This is a genomic window from Shinella sp. BE166, assembly GCF_051201095.1.
Classification (GTDB): domain Bacteria; phylum Pseudomonadota; class Alphaproteobacteria; order Rhizobiales; family Rhizobiaceae; genus Shinella; species Shinella lacus.
In genome coordinates, this window is sequence record NZ_JBPEHL010000006.1 from 69,281 (window position 1) to 86,221 (window position 16,941).

General features: G+C 64.6%; 13 protein-coding genes and 1 riboswitch. Of the genes, 7 read left to right on the plus strand and 6 right to left on the minus strand.

Features of this window, described 5'->3' with window-relative positions:
* Positions 1 to 13 precede the first annotated feature (13 nt).
* The 6 genes from J2Y63_RS16715 to J2Y63_RS16740 form a co-directional block, all read right to left on the minus strand.
* Positions 14 to 343: a DUF1330 domain-containing protein gene (locus J2Y63_RS16715; RefSeq protein WP_435267001.1), complete on the minus strand. Its 330-nt coding sequence runs from the start codon at positions 341 to 343 to the stop codon at positions 14 to 16.
* 154 nt (positions 344 to 497) lie between these two features.
* A complete protein-coding gene (gene bmt, locus J2Y63_RS16720) occupies positions 498 to 1,514 on the minus strand; it encodes a betaine--homocysteine S-methyltransferase (RefSeq protein ID WP_435267002.1) in 1,017 nt (338 codons plus the stop codon).
* Positions 1,515 to 1,728: 214 nt separating this feature from the next.
* Positions 1,729 to 2,772 carry a quaternary amine ABC transporter ATP-binding protein gene (locus J2Y63_RS16725; RefSeq protein ID WP_256115477.1) on the minus strand — a complete coding sequence of 348 codons (1,044 nt, stop codon included), beginning with the start codon at positions 2,770 to 2,772 and terminating at the stop codon, positions 1,729 to 1,731.
* On the minus strand, positions 2,765 to 3,676 hold the full coding sequence (locus J2Y63_RS16730; RefSeq protein ID WP_256115478.1) for an ABC transporter permease: 912 nt from the start codon (positions 3,674 to 3,676) through the stop codon (positions 2,765 to 2,767). The genes J2Y63_RS16725 and J2Y63_RS16730 overlap by 8 nt, the downstream gene beginning before the upstream one ends.
* Before the next feature lie 257 nt (positions 3,677 to 3,933).
* On the minus strand, positions 3,934 to 4,932 hold the full coding sequence (locus J2Y63_RS16735; protein ID WP_256115479.1) for an ABC transporter substrate-binding protein: 999 nt from the start codon (positions 4,930 to 4,932) through the stop codon (positions 3,934 to 3,936).
* Between the two features lie 774 nt (positions 4,933 to 5,706).
* A complete protein-coding gene (locus J2Y63_RS16740; protein ID WP_435267003.1) occupies positions 5,707 to 5,850 on the minus strand; it encodes a hypothetical protein in 144 nt (47 codons plus the stop codon).
* A 245-nt stretch (positions 5,851 to 6,095) separates the two neighbouring features.
* Between J2Y63_RS16740 and J2Y63_RS16745 the strand changes: the two genes are divergently transcribed.
* The 7 genes from J2Y63_RS16745 (at position 6,096) to cobN (ending at position 16,936) form a co-directional block, all read left to right on the plus strand.
* Entirely contained in the window at positions 6,096 to 7,559 is a 1,464-nt protein-coding gene (locus J2Y63_RS16745; protein ID WP_435267004.1) for a cobyric acid synthase, read from the plus strand.
* A gap of 141 nt (positions 7,560 to 7,700) precedes the next feature.
* Positions 7,701 to 9,674 carry a peptidoglycan-binding domain-containing protein gene (locus J2Y63_RS16750; protein WP_435267005.1) on the plus strand — a complete coding sequence of 658 codons (1,974 nt, stop codon included), beginning with the start codon at positions 7,701 to 7,703 and terminating at the stop codon, positions 9,672 to 9,674.
* 71 nt (positions 9,675 to 9,745) lie between these two features.
* Positions 9,746 to 10,114: riboswitch (cobalamin riboswitch) on the plus strand.
* Positions 10,115 to 10,161: 47 nt separating this feature from the next.
* A complete protein-coding gene (locus J2Y63_RS16755; RefSeq protein WP_256115483.1) occupies positions 10,162 to 10,338 on the plus strand; it encodes a CbtB domain-containing protein in 177 nt (58 codons plus the stop codon).
* Between the two features lie 12 nt (positions 10,339 to 10,350).
* On the plus strand, positions 10,351 to 11,139 hold the full coding sequence (locus J2Y63_RS16760) for a CbtA family protein (RefSeq protein ID WP_435267006.1): 789 nt from the start codon (positions 10,351 to 10,353) through the stop codon (positions 11,137 to 11,139).
* A gap of 1 nt (position 11,140) precedes the next feature.
* Positions 11,141 to 11,665, plus strand: a complete 525-nt coding sequence (gene cobU / locus J2Y63_RS16765) for a bifunctional adenosylcobinamide kinase/adenosylcobinamide-phosphate guanylyltransferase (protein ID WP_435267007.1) — start codon at positions 11,141 to 11,143, stop codon at positions 11,663 to 11,665.
* A gap of 3 nt (positions 11,666 to 11,668) precedes the next feature.
* Positions 11,669 to 12,718, plus strand: coding sequence for a cobalamin biosynthesis protein CobW (cobW, locus tag J2Y63_RS16770; RefSeq protein WP_435267008.1), 1,050 nt, complete (start codon positions 11,669 to 11,671; stop codon positions 12,716 to 12,718).
* A gap of 264 nt (positions 12,719 to 12,982) precedes the next feature.
* A complete protein-coding gene (cobN, locus tag J2Y63_RS16775; RefSeq protein ID WP_435267009.1) occupies positions 12,983 to 16,936 on the plus strand; it encodes a cobaltochelatase subunit CobN in 3,954 nt (1,317 codons plus the stop codon).
* Positions 16,937 to 16,941: the final 5 nt, after the last annotated feature.

Here is a 16,941-nt window from a genome sequence, read left to right on the forward strand (position 1 = left end):
CCGTCGTTCAGACCTATACCTTCTTCAGAATGTCGGTCGCTTTATGATCATCGTCGACGCCGTCGATCAGCAGTACGTCACCGACCGAATTCAGCGTACGCAGCGGCAGGATCGCGCGATAGGCCTCCGAGGCGTACCAGTCTTCGGCGTCCTTGCGGGTCGGGAAGGACAGCATGATCACGTCGCTGGCGAAGCTGCCTTCGAGCACGCGCTTGTTGCCGTCGCCATGGATCACGAACTTGCCGCCGAAGGGCGCCATGGTGGCGTCGATCCCCTCCAGATAGGCGACGATCTGCGGACCCATCGTGACATTGTGCAGGTGGGCGAGGGCGTAGGTGGTCATCGTGTTTCTCCTGTGAACGGGTTTCGTTGACAGGCAACCTAAGCGGTCGGATGCGGCGGATCGATTACCTTGCAGGTAATGGCCGCCCCTATGTCGACAAAAAGCCGCCCGCGGCGTTGGCCGGGGCGGCTTGTGATATCGCGCTAGTGAGCAATTAGCCGCGGCGGCGGCTGCTGCGTTCGCGGGCCGGCTGGGCGGCGCTTTCGTCGGCGGTCTTGTTGCGCAGCGGGCCGATGCGCTCGATGATCGTCGCAAGCGCCGGGCGTTCGCGCGGCTCGTGGGCGTCGAGCGCAACGCGCATGGCGGCGAGGTGCTCGCAGGACGTGCCGCAGCAGCCGCCGATGATGCGCGCGCCAGCATCGCGGGCAAGCCGCGCATATTCGGCCATCAGCGGCGGGGTGCCAGAGTAATAGATTTCCGCGCCGCGATATTCCGGGATGCCGCAATTGCCCTTGACGACCACGGTCGCCGACGGATCGGCGCCAGTCATGTCGAGCAGCGAGGAGAGGATGTCGGAGGCGCCGACGCCGCAGTTCGCGCCGACCGCGAGCGGGCCTTCGCCGATATCGCCGGCAACGCCGTGGATATCCCGCGGGTGCAGGCCCATCATGGTCTTGCCGGCGGTGTCGAACGAGCCGGTATAGACGAAGGGCAAGCCGACCTTGGCCGCACCTTCGGCGGCGGCGCGGATCTCTTCCGGCGACGACATGGTCTCGAGCCAGGCGACGTCGGCGCCGCCGGCCTTCAGGCCCTCGATCTGCTCGACGAAGGCGGCGACGGCGTCGTCATAGGTCATCGCGCCGAGCGGCACGAGCAATTCGCCCGTCGGGCCGACGGAGCCGGCGACGATGACCTTGCGATCGGCCTTGTCGGCGACGGCGCGGGCGATCTCCGCGGCCTTCTTGTTGAGGTCGAAGACGCGGTCCTGCGCATGGTGCAGTTTCAGGCGATGACGCGTGCCGCCGAACGTGTTGGTGAGGATGATGTCCGCGCCGGCATCGACGAAGTCCTGGTGGAGCTTCGTGATGTTTTCCGGTTTCGCCTCGTTCCAAAGCTCCGGCGCTTCCCCGGCTTCGAGGCCCATGGCGAAGAGCGAGGTCCCGGTTGCGCCATCGGCAAGCAGGAAGGGCTTTTCGGCAAGCAGCTCAGCAAGCGGGTTCGTCGCGGTCATCGGCATATCCTTCTGTTTATCGCATCATATAAAGATTTCTTTATGTGATTGCAATCGTGTGTCGCCGGTAAAAGAAAAGAGCGCCCGCGAGGGCGCTCAAAAAACAATACCTCCCTTCGTCATGGTCGGGCTTGACCCGACCATCCATCCACCGGCACGCCGCGGATGTGGATCCTCGGGTCAAGCCCAAGGATGACGGAGGAGAAGGCGTGCTTCAGGCCGCCTTCGCCTCGTGGCTCGTCGGCGTCACCATGCTGGAGATGATGGCGCTGAGGCTGAGGGCGCCGATCGGCTTGCCGGATTCGTCGACGACATGGGCGAGCGTCTGGTTGACGGCTGTCATGGCACGGGCCGCGACTTCCAGCACCGTGCCCTTGACGATCGGCATGCCTTCCGGGTTGCCGGACAGCGGCGCCATGATCGTCTCGACATTCACCACGCGGCCGCGGTTCACTTCCTTCACGAAGGCGGTGATGTATTCGTCGGCCGGGTTCAGCACGATTTCCTGGCCGGTGCCCTGCTGCACGACCAGGCCGTCGCGCAGGATGGCGATCTTGTCGCCAAGGCGCAGCGCCTCGTCGAGATCATGCGTGATGAAGACGACGGTCTTGCGAAGCTCCTTCTGGAGGTCGAGAAGCACGGTCTGCATGTCGACGCGGATCAGCGGGTCGAGCGCCGAGTAGGCTTCGTCCATCAGGAGGATGTCGGCATCGTTGGTCAGCGCCCGGGCAAGGCCCACGCGCTGCTGCATGCCGCCCGAAAGCTGGTTCGGGTAGTGGTTCTCGAAGCCGGCAAGGCCGACGCGCTCGATCCACTGCTTGGCACGCTTTTCACGATCGGCGGCGCCGACGCCCTGGATTTCCAGGCCGTAGACGGTGTTTTCCAGAACCGTGCGGTGCGGCAGCAGCGCGAACTTCTGGAACACCATCGCGGTCTTGTGGCGGCGGAATTCGCGAAGGTCGTTCTCGCTCATCTTGCAGACGTCGACGCCGTCGTAGAGCACTTCGCCGGCGGTCGGGTCGATCAGCCGGTTGATGTGGCGGATCAGCGTCGACTTGCCGGAGCCGGAGAGGCCCATCACCACCATGATGCCGCCGGCCGGCATGGAGATGTTGATGTCGCGCAGGCCTAGCACATGGCCGTATTTCTGGTTCAGTTCCGCCTTGCCGAGACCCTTCTTGACTGCATCGACATAGTCGCCGCCGCGGGGTCCGAAGATCTTGTAGAGATTGCGGACCTCGATTGCATGACTAACCATGAATTACCTCCGAATGCTTCTGCAGCCGTCTGCCATAGGCCTGGCTCGTACGGTCGAAAATGATGGCGATGGCCACGAGCGCGAACCCGTTGAGGAACCCGACCGTGAAGAACTGGTTGTTGATGGCCTGCAGCACGTTCTTGCCGAGACCGCCGACGCCGACCATCGAGGCGACGACCACCATGGCGAGCGACATCATGATGGTCTGGTTGATGCCGGCCATGATCGTTGGAAGGGCGAGCGGCATCTGCACGTTCTTGAGCTTCTGCCAGCCCGAGGAACCGAAGGCATCCGCCGCCTCCAGCACTTCCTTGTCGACGAGCCGGATGCCCAAGTTGGTAAGGCGGATCATCGGCGGCACCGCATAGATGACGACCGCGATCAGCCCCGGCACCTTGCCGATGCCGAAGATCATGACGACGGGAATGAGATAGACGAAGCTCGGCATAGTCTGCATCACGTCGAGCACCGGGTTGACGAAGGACTGCACCCGGTCTGAGCGCGCCATGACGATGCCGATCGGTATGCCGACGATGATCGCGATCATCGTACAGACCGTCACCATGGCGAGCGTCACCATCGTGTCGTTCCACAGGCCGAGAAGGCCGATGGCGAGCATGGAAAGTGCGGTGCCGATGGTAATCTTCATGTTACGGCTGCCGAAATAGACGATCGCCACCATGATGATCAGGATGATCGGCCAGGGTGAACTGACAAACAGCCGTTCGAGATAGTTCAGGAACCACTGCAATGGCTGCACCATTGCATCGATGATGTTCACATATTCTCTGACGAGGCCCTTGAAGCCGTCGTCGATGACTTTTCGTGCCGCGCGGACGCTGGCGTCACTGAAGGCCGGAAACTTGCATAGAAAGCCTGGCAACAATTCGCATATGCCTGCCATCCTTTTCCCCTCTTTCTACCGGAAGTTATTGTCCCGCATCGCAAAGAAACGAGTTTGCAATTGCGAACGGAACGGTGCGCACAGGGATATTCTTGTTCTGGTTCCCGGCTTGCAGTTCGTCTTTACACGAACTGCCGCTTGATACTGTGCTGTTTGCGACCTCTGCAGTTTCTTGGGCGGGCGTCAGGCAAAAAGCCAGCGTCCTCTTTCAGGTCGCGAAAGGCCGGCAGCCGGGGAAGGCTGCCGGCGAGAGTGCGTCAGAGGGCGGCCTTGACCTTCTCTGCGACGTCCGGGGCGACCCACTTGGTCCACATGTCCGGATAGTTTTCGAGGAAGTATTTCGCGGCATCCTCGTTCGTGCCCTGGTTGTCGGTCATCCAGGCGAGAACCTTGCCGACCGTGCCGTTGTCCCACTGGCGGGTCTTCATGTAGTCCATCGCGACGCCGGCCTTTTCGGAGAAGGACTTGGTCACGACGGTGAAGACGTCCGAGGTCGGGTAGGAGTTGACCTTCGGATCGGCGCAGTCCGGAACCGCCGTGCAGGCGTCCCAGTCGGCCTTGTTGTGCTCGACGCCGAAGGACAGGCGCGTCATCTCGTACTTGCCGAGAATGGCGGTCGGTGCCCAGTAGTAGCCGAGCCAGCCGGTCTGCTTTTCGAAGGCGTTGGCGATCGAGCCGTCGAGGCCGGCCGCCGAGCCCGTGTCGACGAGCTCGAAGCCGTCGGCATCGGCGTTCAGCGCCTTGTAGAGGTTGGCGGTCGAGACCTGGCAGTTCCAGCCCGACGGGCAATTGTGCACGGCGCCCTTCGAGGCGTCTTCCGGCGCCGGGAAGAGGTCGGGATGCTTCAGCGCGTCCTGAACGGTCTTGATGTCCGGATGGGCGTCGGCGAAGAATTTCGGAATCCACCAGCCTTCCACGCCGCCTTCCGAGAGAAGGGGAGCGAGCTGGATCAGCCGGCCTTCGGCGATGGCCGCATCGAGCGGTGTGCGCACGGCGTTCACCCACATTTCGGGTGCGACGTCCGGCTCGCCCTTTTCGTTCATCGAGGTGAAGGTCGGCATGGTGTCGCCGGTCACCAGCGTGACCGTGCAGCCGTAGCCGTTTTCGAGAATGAGCTTGTCGACATGCGCGGCAACGCCGGCAGACGCCCAGTTCATTTCGGCGATCGAGACTTCACCGCAATCGGCCGCCTGGGCGGCACCGGCAAAGCCGTAGAGGCCGGCAGCGAGGATAGTGGAAGCAAGGAGCTTCTTCATGAGTTTTAAGACCTCCCAGTCTTGGATGCAGCGATCAACCCGAAAGGCAGCGCAGGCTACTGCGTTGTCCCGTCTGCCCGAAAGTTTTACGGCAGCCATGGAGGTTCGATGCCAGGTGAGGCGAGCCAAATCCCCCTGCTGCAACGACGCCGAGCTTTTTTCTGGTCCGCCGGCGGAACCCTGTCACCGGCGTCGTCTTCTCGTACGTCACAGGGGTAGCCTACGGGTTCTCATTGAGAAATCAACCTCCTGCGCGTCCTTCCTCTGTCAGTTGCGGTCCCGCGGCAGGGCAAGATGCTGAAAAACCGGCAACCATACGGTGGAAAAAATGGGCGTTTGCTCGCATCGGGGCAAATGTCCGCGGGGCCGATAGACTGGCAGCGCATGATGGTCGTTGAATGCGGACATATCCTGTTCCGTATGCGCCGCTTTGCGCTCGCAAAAAATATTTCGCGATTTTTCAAAAAAAATCGCGATTCATCTTTGCTTAAGCTCCCGATAACGGTCCGGTAAGGATGTGCCGCTATTGCTTTGGACATGGCGGGGGACACCGCCGTCCGCTCCGGAAAGGTCTAGCGTACCGGAGTGCCTTGGGCTCCGATGCGTTTTTGTCGGAAGCCGCCATGCGTATCTGGCAAGCCGTGCATCACTTAACGGGATGCACGGCTTTCGCCGTTCTGGCGCACCTTCAGAAACAAAAATCCATAAAAAACGCCGCCTCCCGGAGAGAGGCGACGTTCCATGCGAGCGGACCTGACGTCGCGCTCGAAACAATCAGCCGACGGAGCGCGTGCGGATGAAGCCAAGCGGACCGAGCGGGGCGTCCATGACGACGTTGCGCACGCGGGACTGGTTCTGGGGGGCTTCGCCGTTCCAGGCGATCTGTACGAAATTCGGCTTGCTGAAGATGAACAGCATGGTCTTTGTCCTTGAAACCCGAAGCCACTCGCCTCGGCTGTGTGATGACGTTGATATAGGCATGTCCGGGGCGAAAGTCACGATCGTTCACGGCGCAAAATGTCGCAGAATGAACAGCAGATCTGCCATGCTCGAATTGCATGACTTTCTGTTGCGGAATTGCATCTCCCGCCGCCGCCAAATTGGGGCGGAATTGCGGTAAATCAGGGCTTTTCGGCGACGGGGCGGAATGCTAGGGGGATGGCATGACAAGAACGATCATGCTGCAGGGAACCGGCTCCGATGTCGGAAAAACGGTATTGGTGGCGGGGCTCTGCCGCATCGCCGCGAACCGCGGCCTCAAGGTGCGCCCGTTCAAGCCGCAGAACATGTCGAACAATGCCGCCGTTTCCGCCGATGGCGGCGAGATCGGCCGCGCGCAATGGCTGCAATCGCTCGCCGCCCGCGTGCCGTCCTCCGTGCATATGAACCCGGTGCTGCTGAAGCCGCAATCCGACGTCGGCAGCCAGATCATCGTGCAGGGAAAAGTCTTCGGCCAGGCGAAGGGGCGGGACTACCAGGCGCTCAAACCGAAGCTGATGGATGCGGTGCTGGAAAGTTTCGGGATCGTTTCGGACGGTGCCGATCTCGTCGTCGTCGAAGGCGCGGGCTCGCCGGCGGAAATCAACCTCCGGGCCGGCGACATCGCCAATATGGGTTTTGCGACACGCGCCAATGTGCCGGTCGTGCTCGTCGGCGACATCGACCGCGGCGGCGTGATCGCCTCGCTGGTCGGCACGCATGCCATCCTGCCGGAGGAAGACCGGCGCATGGTGACCGGCTACCTCATCAACAAGTTCCGCGGGGACGTGACGCTGTTCGACGACGGCATTACCGAGATCGGCCGCTTCACCGGCTGGCCCTGTTTCGGCGTCGTGCCTTGGCTGAAGGACGCCGCGCGCCTGCCGGCCGAGGATTCGGTCGTGCTGGAACGGCTCGCCAAGGGCGGTGGCGGCGCTTTGAAAGTGGCCGTGCCGGTGCTGCCGCGCATTGCCAATTTCGACGATCTCGACCCGCTGAAGGCCGAGCCGCAGGTGGACCTTGTCTTCGTGCGGCCGGGCGAGCGGTTTCCGGCCGACGCCGGGCTCGTCGTGCTGCCCGGCTCGAAATCCACCATTTCCGACCTCGGCGATTTCCGCGCGGCAGGCTGGGACAGGGACCTCGCGATGCATATGCGCCGCGGCGGCCGCGTCATCGGCATCTGCGGCGGTTACCAGATGCTGGGCCACCGCGTCACCGATCCGCTCGGCATCGAGGGCAGCGATCGCGAGGTCGAAGGCCTCGGGCTGCTGGCGGTCGAAACGGAAATGGCGCCGGAAAAGACCGTGCGCAACAGCACGGCCCGCTCGCTGCAATATGACGTGCCGCTGGAGGGCTACGAAATCCACCTCGGCCGCACCACCGGGCCGGATGCGCTGCGTCCCGCCGTCAGCATCGACGGGCGGGCGGATGGCGCAGTCTCGCCGGATGGCCGGGTGATGGGCACCTATCTGCACGGCCTGCTTTCGAGCGATGCCTACCGGGCGCGGCTGCTCGCCGACTTCGGCATCGAGGGTGGCGGCTTCGATTATCGGGCAGGCGTCGACATGGCGCTGGATGGCGTGGCGGCAGAGCTGGAGGCCGTTCTCGACCCGGCCTGGCTCGACCGCCTTTTAGGCAGCGCTGATTAAATCGCGCCCCTGAAACGTTCAGCCATCGGGTTCCTGCGACGACCGGCCTGCCGCACCAAAGTTGCGCCAGAATTCGGTGCGAGGACAGATGGAAATCCGCCCGGTTGCCGGGCGCAGCGCCTTCGAAAGGGTGAGACGACTATGGGTTCTGGACCTCTCGCACGATCCGTTCTGGTGAGGATCGGCCTTGCAAGCCTCGTTGGGCTGACGCTCGCAGGCCAGCCGGCAATCGCCTTCGCCCAGGCCACCACCGGCAAGGAAGCCGGAAGCGCCGGAAAACGCTGGGAAGAGGAATTTTCGCTCTGGCAGAAGGTTTCCGCCGGCAGCGACCTTACGCAGTACGAAACCTATCTGAAGCAATATCCGAACGGCACTTTCGCCTCGATGGCGCGCCTGCGCATCGCCGAATTGCAGGCCGCCGCCAAGGTGAAGCAGACGACGGGCACCTCCACCGAGCAGGCCGAGGCGGACGCCAAGGCCAAGGCGGAACAGGCGGCCGCTGCCGAAAAGGCCAAGGCGGAAGAGCAGGCGGCTGCGGAAAAGGCCAAGGCTGAGGAAGAAGCCCGGAAAACCGCCGAAGCCGAAAAGGCGAAGGCCGATGCGGAAGCGGCGCGCCTGAAGGCGGAGGCCGAGACGAAGAAGGCTGAAGAAGAGGCACAAAAAGCCGCCGAGGCCGATAAAGCCAAGGCGGAGGCCGAAACGGCACGCCTGAAGGCGGAAGCTGAGGCCAAGAAGGCTGAAGAGGAAGCGCAGAAGGCTGCCGAAGCCGAAAAGGCTAAGGCGGCTGCGGAAGAAGCCCGCCTGAAGGCGGAAGCCGAGGCGAAGAAGGCGGAAGAAGAAACCGCCGCCCGTGCACTGGCCGCGGAAAAGGCCGCCGCCGAGGAGAAGGCAAAGGCGGAAGCCGCGGCCGCGGAAAAAGCCCGCACCGAAGAGGCCGCCCGCCTGAAGGCGGAAGCGGAACAGAAGGAAGCGGCTGCGCGCAAGCTGGCCGATGAACAGGCCGCCGAGGCCGAGCGCCTGAAGGCAGAGGCCCAGGCGGCTGCGGACAAGGCGAAGGCCGAAGAGACGGCGCGCCTGAAGGCGGAAGCCGAACGCCAGAAGGCCGAAGAGGCTGCGGCCGCGCAGAAGGCGCGGGCCGAAGAGGAAGCCACCGCCCGCCGCGAGGCCGAAGCCAAGCGCATCGAGACCGAGAAGGCCGCGGCCGAAGAAAAGGCCCGCATCCAGGAAGAGGCCGCCGCCGCGCGCAAGCTTGCGGAAGAAAAGGCCGCGGAAGTGGAGAAGCTGAAGGCCGAAGCGGCACGCGCTGCGGCGGATGCCGAGGCCAAGGCTGCGGAAGCCGCCCGCCTTGCCGAAGAGGCTGAAAAACGCGCCGAAGAGGCTGCTGAAGCCGCAAAGCAGGCGGACACCGACAATGCCGAAGCCGAGGGGGCCGACACCGGCGAAGCCGCGACCGCCACCCGCGAAACCGAGACAAAGGACGCCGAGCGCAAGGACCGCGGCCTCGCCATCGAGCGCGCCGACGACGCGAAGAAGCGCGAGGAAGAGACCTTCGAGAAGGCCGTGCTCGGCGGCACGCAGGAATCGTTCCAGGCCTATCTCGACGAATATCCGAATGGTCGTTTCGTTGGGGATGCCCGCGAACGGCTCGCAGCTCTTGCCGATACCAAGCGCGAGGAGGCCGTGACGCCGAAACAGGAAACCGAGACGGCCATTATCGACACCGAGCGCCAGGCCATCGAGGAGCGGCCGATCGTCGATCCCCGCGAGGCCTATATGGACCGGTCGATTCGCGTGCAGGCCCAGCGTTTCCTGAGCGCGCTCGGCTACAATACCTACGGCGTCGACGGCGTCTTCGGCCCGCGCACCCGCTCGGCGATCGCCGCCTGGCAGGGTTCTTCCGGCTATCGCGCCGATGGCTACCTGTCGCGTCCGCAATACCGCGCGCTGCGGCAGGCCGCGCAATATGCCGAGGCTCGCCAGAACCGCCAACGCCGCTACCAGCAGGACTATGACGTGCTCGAAGGCCCGGTCGACGGGTACTATGAAGAGCGCGAATACCGCGGCGACAGCTACTACAACGATGGCGGCGGTCTGGTGATCATTCCGGGCTATTGAGCGGGCGACGGCGGTTTCAGCACAGGCGATGCCGCTGCCGATCGATTGACTTGCGCGATGCGGAAGCATAATCATCCGGATTATTGGATGGTTCCCGGGTCCGGAAACGGATCGGGGAGTAAATGGGAATGTGACGCGGCGGACCCAAATAGGGCGCTGCAATCACGGCCGACCCCGCGACTGTAGAGTGGCGAGGGACGTTCATCTGGAGGGCAGGATCTGCGTGCGGGAGGAAGCAATGGTGCTTCAGGCCGTGCCGGGGAAACCAGCCGGAAAAGCCACTGGGTGGCATCGCGATAAGCCGGGGCCGGACGCCTCTCTGTCTACGAATCGTCCACCCTTTTGCGATGCTTTTGCCCGGGAAGGTGAGAATGTTCCGCAGGCGTTGAAAAACGCCGGACGCCGCGAGCCAGGAGACCTGCCAGCCGATGAGGGCATTTCGCCCGACCTGGGGAGGGGCTTCCCCAACGCCTGCACGGAGGTTGTCATGGCTGTTTCTTCAACGTCTTCTGTTACCCTTTCCGCAAACGACCGCCTTGTTGCCGGCGTTTTCGCGCTTCTGATCGGCGCTTTCTTGGTGTTCGGCGCGGGCCTCGCGAATTCGGCCGTGCTGCACGACACGGCGCACGACACCCGTCACTCCTACGGCTTTCCCTGCCACTAAGGAGTTTTTGACATGATCGTTCGTTATCTCCTGGCCGCCCTGGTGGCCGGGCTGTTCTCCGGCGTGCTCATGACAGCCGCCCAGGAGGCGCGAGTCGTGCCGCTCATTCTCCATGCGGAGGAATTCGAGGGCGGCGGCGAAACCGCGCCGGCCACCGAAGGCACCACGCCCTCCACCGATGGCGCCACCCAGACGCAGGAGCATTCGTCGCTCGGCGACGTCCTTCTGGATGTGGCTTCGTCCTTCTCGCCGATCTCCGTCGCCTACGCCCATGAGGGCGAAGAGCACGAAGAGGGCGGCATCATGTTCGGCATGAGCCGGTTCTCCGGCACGCTGCTGGCAAACCTCGTGACCGGCTCGGGCTTTGCCCTGCTGCTCGCCGGCTTCAGCCTCGTTTCCGGCCATCCGATCACGGTGGCGAACGGTGCGCTGTGGGGTGCAGCCGGCTGGCTTGCCGTGCACATGCTGCCGGCCATCGGCCTGCCGCCGGAACTTCCGGGCTTCCCGGCCGCCGATCTCGGCGACCGCCAGGTCTGGTGGGTTGCGACCATCGTGCTTTCGGCGGCGGGGCTTTACCTGCTCTTCCTCAAGGACGGCATCGTCGCCAAGATCGCCGGCATCGTGCTGATTGCGGCGCCGCAGGTCTACGGCGCGCCGCAGCCGGGCGACATTTCCAGCAATGTTCCGGCCGTTCTCGGCGCGGAGTTCGCCGTCGCGGCGCTGGCCACGACGCTGTTCTTCTGGATCGTGCTCGGCCTCTCGCTGGGTTTTGCCAACGAGAAGATCGCCAAGGCCGCCTGATATGGCACAGACATCGCCCGGAGCCGTCCTGGTTCTGGGCGGTGCGCGTTCCGGAAAATCCGCTTTTGCCGAAAGGCTGGTCGCCGAGACCGGCCTTTCGCGTCATTACATCGCCACCGGCCGCGCATGGGACGATGAGATGCGCCAGCGCATCGCCAAACACCGCGAGGATCGCGGCGACGGCTGGCAAACCCATGAGGAGCCGCTTGCGCTCGCCGCCCGTATCAGGGGTTTGGCACGAGCGGACCGGGCGATACTCGTCGATTGCCTGACGCTCTGGGTCACCAACCTGATGCTGGAGGAACGCGACATGGCCGCGGAATTTGCCGGCCTCGCGGAAGCGATCGACGGCGCGCCGGGCCGGCTGGTCTTCGTTTCCAACGAGGTCGGCCTCGGCATCGTGCCGGAAAACCGCATGGCGCGCGAATTCCGCGACCATGCCGGGCGGCTCCACCAGCAAGTGGCCGCCCTCGTGCCAGAAGTCTATTTCGTCGCGGCCGGATTGCCGCTGAAAATGAAGGGTTGAGTCATGCTGCAACAGAAAATCCCCGCCACCGTCATCACCGGCTTCCTCGGCGCGGGCAAGACGACGCTGATCCGCAACCTGCTGCAGAACGCCGGCGGAAAACGCATCGCGCTCATCATCAACGAGTTCGGCGATCTCGGCGTGGACGGCGACGTGCTGAAGGGTTGCGGTGCGGAAGCCTGCACCGAGGACGATATCATCGAACTCACCAACGGCTGTATCTGCTGCACCGTCGCGGACGATTTCATCCCCACCATGTCGAAGCTGCTGGAGCGCGAAAACCGCCCGGACCACATCGTCATCGAGACCTCCGGCCTCGCTTTGCCGCAGCCGCTCGTCGCCGCCTTCAACTGGCCGGAAATCAAGACGCAGGTGACGGTCGACGGTGTCATCACCGTGGTGGACAGCGCCGCCGTCGCCGCCGGGCGCTTTGCCGACGATCATGACAAGGTGGATGCTTTGCGCGTCGAGGACGACAACCTCGACCACGAAAGCCCGCTCGAAGAACTGTTCGAGGATCAGCTCACGGCCGCCGACCTCATCATTCTCAACAAGACGGACCTGATCGACGCCGCCGGCCTCCAGATCGTGCGCGACGAAGTCGCCTCCCGCACGGTTCGCAAGCCCACGATGATCGAGGCGAAGAACGGTGAAGTCGCCGCCGCCGTGCTGCTCGGCCTCGGCATCGGCACGGAAGACGACATCGCCAACCGCAAGTCGCACCATGAACTGGAGCATGAGAACGGCGAGGAGCACGACCACGACGAGTTCGACAGTTTTGTCGTGGAACTCGGTGCCATTGCCGACCCGGCCGTCTTCATCGAGCGCCTCAAGGGCGTGATCGCCGAACACGACGTGCTGCGCCTCAAGGGTTTTGCCGATGTGCCCGGCAAGCCGCTGCGCCTGCTTGTCCAGGCCGTCGGCAGCCGCATCGACAGCTATTTCGAACGCGCCTGGACGCCGGGCGAAAACCGCGGCACCCGCTTCGTCGTCATCGGCCTGCACGACATGGACGAAGCGGCCGTGCGCGCGGCCATCGCCGCGGCGGTGTGATTTCGGCATGAGGATGCAGCAGTCCCTCTCTTCGGCGCTTCGGGCGCGGTTTGCCGCGGCGGTGAATCCTCGGGTCAAGCCCGAGGATGACGGTGGGGAGGGGAGGCTGTCGGCCAATCGTGGGGTTCGTCTTCCAAGGGATGGTTCCCTGTGCTTGCGGAAGAGACGTCTCCATTCGGGCACGTCGTCTCGACACCCTCCGTCATCCTCGGGCTTGACCCGAGGACCCAACGCCACTGCACGCCGGCAATCGGGGGGCGCCGCATGCACCTCCTGCTAGCCCAGAAGGGAACCATCGCCGACGGCAAAGAGGCGATCGACCTCGGCCAGACGCCGGGCGACATCCTCTTCCTCTCCGCCGCCGATACCGAACTCGCTGCCATCGCCGCCGCCCATCGCGGGCGGAATACGCAAGCGCGGCTGCGCCTTGCCAGCCTCGCGACGCTCTCGCATCCGATGTCGGTCGATACCTATATCGATCGCACCGCGCGCCACGCCAAGCTCATCGTTATCCGTGCCCTCGGCGGTGCCAGCTATTTCCGCTACGTGCTGGAAGCCCTGCTGGCGACGGCGGTGGCCAATGGCATCACGCTCGTTGCACTGCCCGGCGACGATCGGCCGGACGAAGGCATCTTACCGTTCAACCGCATCGATGATGCGGACCGCCAACATCTCTGGGCCTATCTGAACGAGGGCGGGGCGGACAATGCCGAGCGCTTCCTCGCCTATGCCGATGCGCTGGTCTTCGGCGGCGAGAAGCCCGACGCCGCGACGCCGCTGGAGAAGGCCGGCATCTGGTGGCCGGGGCGGGGTGTCGTTGATATCGATGAATGGCGGAGAGTATCGGCTCCCATGGTGGTCCCACCAGGACTCGAACCCCCGACCGCTGCAATCTCCTTCTACCGCGCCTATGTCCAGAGCGGCGAGACACGTCCCGTTGAAATGTTGATCGAAGCACTGGCGGCCGAAGGCGTGCGCGCCTTGCCGCTCTTCGTCTCCAGCCTCAAGGAGCCGGCCTCCATCGAGACGGTGCGGGCGGCCTTCGCGGCAATCCAGCCGGAGGTCGTGCTGAATGCCACGAGTTTTGCCGTCTCCGCGCCGGGCGCCGGGCGCAAGCCGACGGTGCTCGACGAGACCGGCGCGCCGGTGCTGCAAGCCATTTTCTCCGGGTCGTCACGGGCGGCCTGGGAGGCGTCGGGGCAGGGCCTGACGGCCCGCGATCTCGGCATGAACGTCTCACTGCCGGAGGTGGATGGTCGCGTGCTCAGCCGCGCCGTCTCCTTCAAGGCGGCGGCGCGCTATGACGAGCGTGTCGAAACGAATATTGTCAGTCTTGATCCGGTGGAGGATCGCATCCGTTTCGTTGCGCGGCTTGCCGCCGGCTGGGCGCGGCTGCGGCGCGCAAAACCGGCTGAACGGCGCATCGCCATCGTTATGGCGAACTATCCGAACCGCGACGGCCGCCTCGGCAACGGCGTCGGCCTCGATACGCCCGCCGGCACGATGGAAGTGCTGCGCGCCATGGCGGCGGAGGGTTATGCGATCGCCGACCTGCCGGCCGATGGCGACGCGCTGATCGCACACCTGATGGCCGGCCCGACGAATGCGGCAAGCGACGGCCGGGAAATCCGCGAAACGCTTTCGTTGAATCAATACAAGGCGTTCTTCGCCGCTCTTCCCGCGCAGATTCAAGCCGAGATGACGGACCGCTGGGGCCTGCCGGAAGACGATCCCTTCGTCACCGGCGACGTCTTCGCCCTGCCGCTTGCCCGCTTCGGCGAGACGCTGGTCGGCATCCAGCCGGCGCGCGGCTACAATATCGATCCGAAGGACACGTATCATTCGCCGGACCTCGTCCCGTCGCATGGTTATCTCGCCTTCTACGCGTTCCTCCGCCAGCACTATGGTGCACACGCCATCGTACACATGGGCAAACATGGCAATCTCGAATGGCTGCCGGGCAAGGCGCTGGCGCTGTCGGAGAGCTGCTATCCGGAAGCGGTGCTCGGTCCCGTGCCGCATCTCTATCCCTTCATCGTCAACGATCCGGGTGAGGGTACGCAGGCCAAGCGCCGTTCTGCCGCCGTCATCATCGACCACTTGACGCCGCCGCTGACCCGCGCGGAGACCTATGGTCCGCTGAAGGACCTGGAAGCGTTGGTCGACGAATATTACGAGGCATCGGGGGGCGACCCGCGGCGCATCAAGCTGCTGACGAAGCAGATCCTCGACCTCGTGCGCGACATCGGCCTCGACCGCGACGCTGGCATCGCCCGCTCGGACGGCGAAGAGGCGGCGCTGCAAAAACTCGACGCCTATCTCTGCGACCTCAAGGAAATGCAGATCCGCGACGGCCTGCACGTCTTCGGCGTCTCGCCGACGGGACGCCTCCTCACCGACCTGACCGTGGCCCTCGCCCGCGTGCCGCGCGGCCTTGGCGAGGGTGGCGAGGCGAGCTTGCAGCGGGCGATTGCGGAGGATGCGTTGGGTGGTGGGACACCCCCCTCTGGCCTGCCGGCCATCTCGCCCTCAAGGGGGGAGATCGGCAGGAGGCGACGCCCTGTTTCTTCAGCACCAACTGCATCTGCCGCCGCGCCTACGCGGGATTTGAAGGAGACCTCTCCTCCATCGATCTCCCCCCTTGAGGGGGAGATGCCCGGCAGGGCAGAGGGGGGTGCCCCACGGCACACCTTCGACCCGCTCGACTGCATCCCCTCGGACCCGTGGACCGGCCCGCGCCCGCAAATCCTCGAAGCCCAGTCCGACGCCCAATGGCGCAGCAAGGGCGATACGGTGGAGCGCATCGAACTGCTTGCCGCAAAGTTGGTGGACGGCACGTTCCCTTGCCCGGAAAATTGGCACGCCACCCGCGCCGTGCTCGACACGATCGAAAGCACCATTGGCCCGGCCATCGCCGCCTGCGGCGCGGCGGAGATCACGGCGCTGATGCGGGGTCTCGACGGTCGCTTCATCGAACCCGGCCCCTCCGGCGCGCCGACGCGTGGGCGGCCGGATGTTCTGCCGACGGGGCGCAATTTCTACTCGGTCGACAGCCGCGCGGTGCCGACGCCGGCGGCCTGGGAGCTCGGCAAAAAGTCCGCAGAACTGCTGGTCACCCGCTATGCGCAGGACCATGGCGAATGGCCGACGGCCTTCGGCATCACGGCTTGGGGCACCTCCAACATGCGCACGGGCGGCGATGACATCGCGCAGGCCATGGCGCTGATCGGCGTGAAGCCGACCTGGGACATGGCCTCGCGCCGCGTTACCGGCTTCGAGATCATCCCGCCCGCCATGCTGCGCCATCCGCGCGTCGACGTGACGCTGCGCATTTCCGGCTTCTTCCGCGATGCCTTTCCGGAGCAGATCGCGCTGTTCGACCGGGCCGTGCGCGCCGTGGGTGCGCTCGACGAGGACGATGCGGACAATCCGATTGCCGCGCGCATGCGCACCGAGGCGGCAGCGCTCGCCGCGAAGGGGGCGTCGGACGCGGAGGCGATGAAGCAAGCGGGTTTCCGGATTTTTGGCGCGAAATCCGGCGGCTATGGCGCCGGGCTCCAGACGATGATGGACGAGGGCCTGTGGACCGATCGGGGCGACCTTGCCGAGGCGTGGCTCGAATGGGGCGCGCATGCCTATGACGGCGAGAGCGACGGCGTGCCGATGCGCGAACGGCTGGAGGCGCGCATGACGAGCCTGCAGGCGGTCGTGCAGAACCAGGACAGCCGCGAGCACGACCTGCTAGACAGCGACGAATATTACCAGTTCGAGGGTGGCATGGCGGCCACCGTGGAGCATTTCTCCGGCAAGCAGCCCGTGATCTACCACAACGACCTGTCGCGGCCGGAAAAGCCGGTGGTGCGCACGCTGGAGGACGAGATCGGCCGTGTTGTGCGCGCCCGGGTGGTCAATCCGAAATGGATCGACGGCGTCATGCGCCATGGTTACAAGGGTGCCTTCGAGATCGCTGCGACGGTCGATTTCATGTTCGCTTTCGCCGCCACGACGGGTGCCGTGAAGGACCATCATTTCGAGGCCGCCTACCAGGCCTATGTGCTCGACGAGCGGGTTCGCGATTTCCTGCTGGAGAAGAACCCGGCGGCGCTCGCCGAAATGGCGGCGCGTTTTGCCGAGGCGATCGACCGGCGGCTCTGGACACCGCGGTCGAATTCGGCGCGCTATGATCTCGATAGGCTGGGCCGGCGCAAGGCCTCGTGAAGACA

Bases quoted from the DNA above. Each gene is read 5' to 3' on its own strand.
- cobW (WP_435267008.1), top strand. From the start codon at position 11,669: ATGCTGCAACAGAAAATCCCCGCCACCGTCATCACCGGCTTCCTCGGC.
- J2Y63_RS16755 (WP_256115483.1), top strand. From the start codon at position 10,162: ATGGCTGTTTCTTCAACGTCTTCTGTTACCCTTTCCGCAAACGACCGC.
- J2Y63_RS16715 (WP_435267001.1), bottom strand. From the start codon at position 343: ATGACCACCTACGCCCTCGCCCACCTGCACAATGTCACGATGGGTCCG.
- J2Y63_RS16745 (WP_435267004.1), top strand. From the start codon at position 6,096: ATGACAAGAACGATCATGCTGCAGGGAACCGGCTCCGATGTCGGAAAA.
- J2Y63_RS16730 (WP_256115478.1), bottom strand. From the start codon at position 3,676: ATGGCAGGCATATGCGAATTGTTGCCAGGCTTTCTATGCAAGTTTCCG.
- cobN (WP_435267009.1), top strand. From the start codon at position 12,983: ATGCACCTCCTGCTAGCCCAGAAGGGAACCATCGCCGACGGCAAAGAG.
- J2Y63_RS16740 (WP_435267003.1), bottom strand. From the start codon at position 5,850: ATGCTGTTCATCTTCAGCAAGCCGAATTTCGTACAGATCGCCTGGAAC.
- J2Y63_RS16760 (WP_435267006.1), top strand. From the start codon at position 10,351: ATGATCGTTCGTTATCTCCTGGCCGCCCTGGTGGCCGGGCTGTTCTCC.
- J2Y63_RS16735 (WP_256115479.1), bottom strand. From the start codon at position 4,932: ATGAAGAAGCTCCTTGCTTCCACTATCCTCGCTGCCGGCCTCTACGGC.
- bmt (WP_435267002.1), bottom strand. From the start codon at position 1,514: ATGACCGCGACGAACCCGCTTGCTGAGCTGCTTGCCGAAAAGCCCTTC.
- J2Y63_RS16750 (WP_435267005.1), top strand. From the start codon at position 7,701: ATGGGTTCTGGACCTCTCGCACGATCCGTTCTGGTGAGGATCGGCCTT.
- J2Y63_RS16725 (WP_256115477.1), bottom strand. From the start codon at position 2,772: ATGGTTAGTCATGCAATCGAGGTCCGCAATCTCTACAAGATCTTCGGA.
- cobU (WP_435267007.1), top strand. From the start codon at position 11,141: ATGGCACAGACATCGCCCGGAGCCGTCCTGGTTCTGGGCGGTGCGCGT.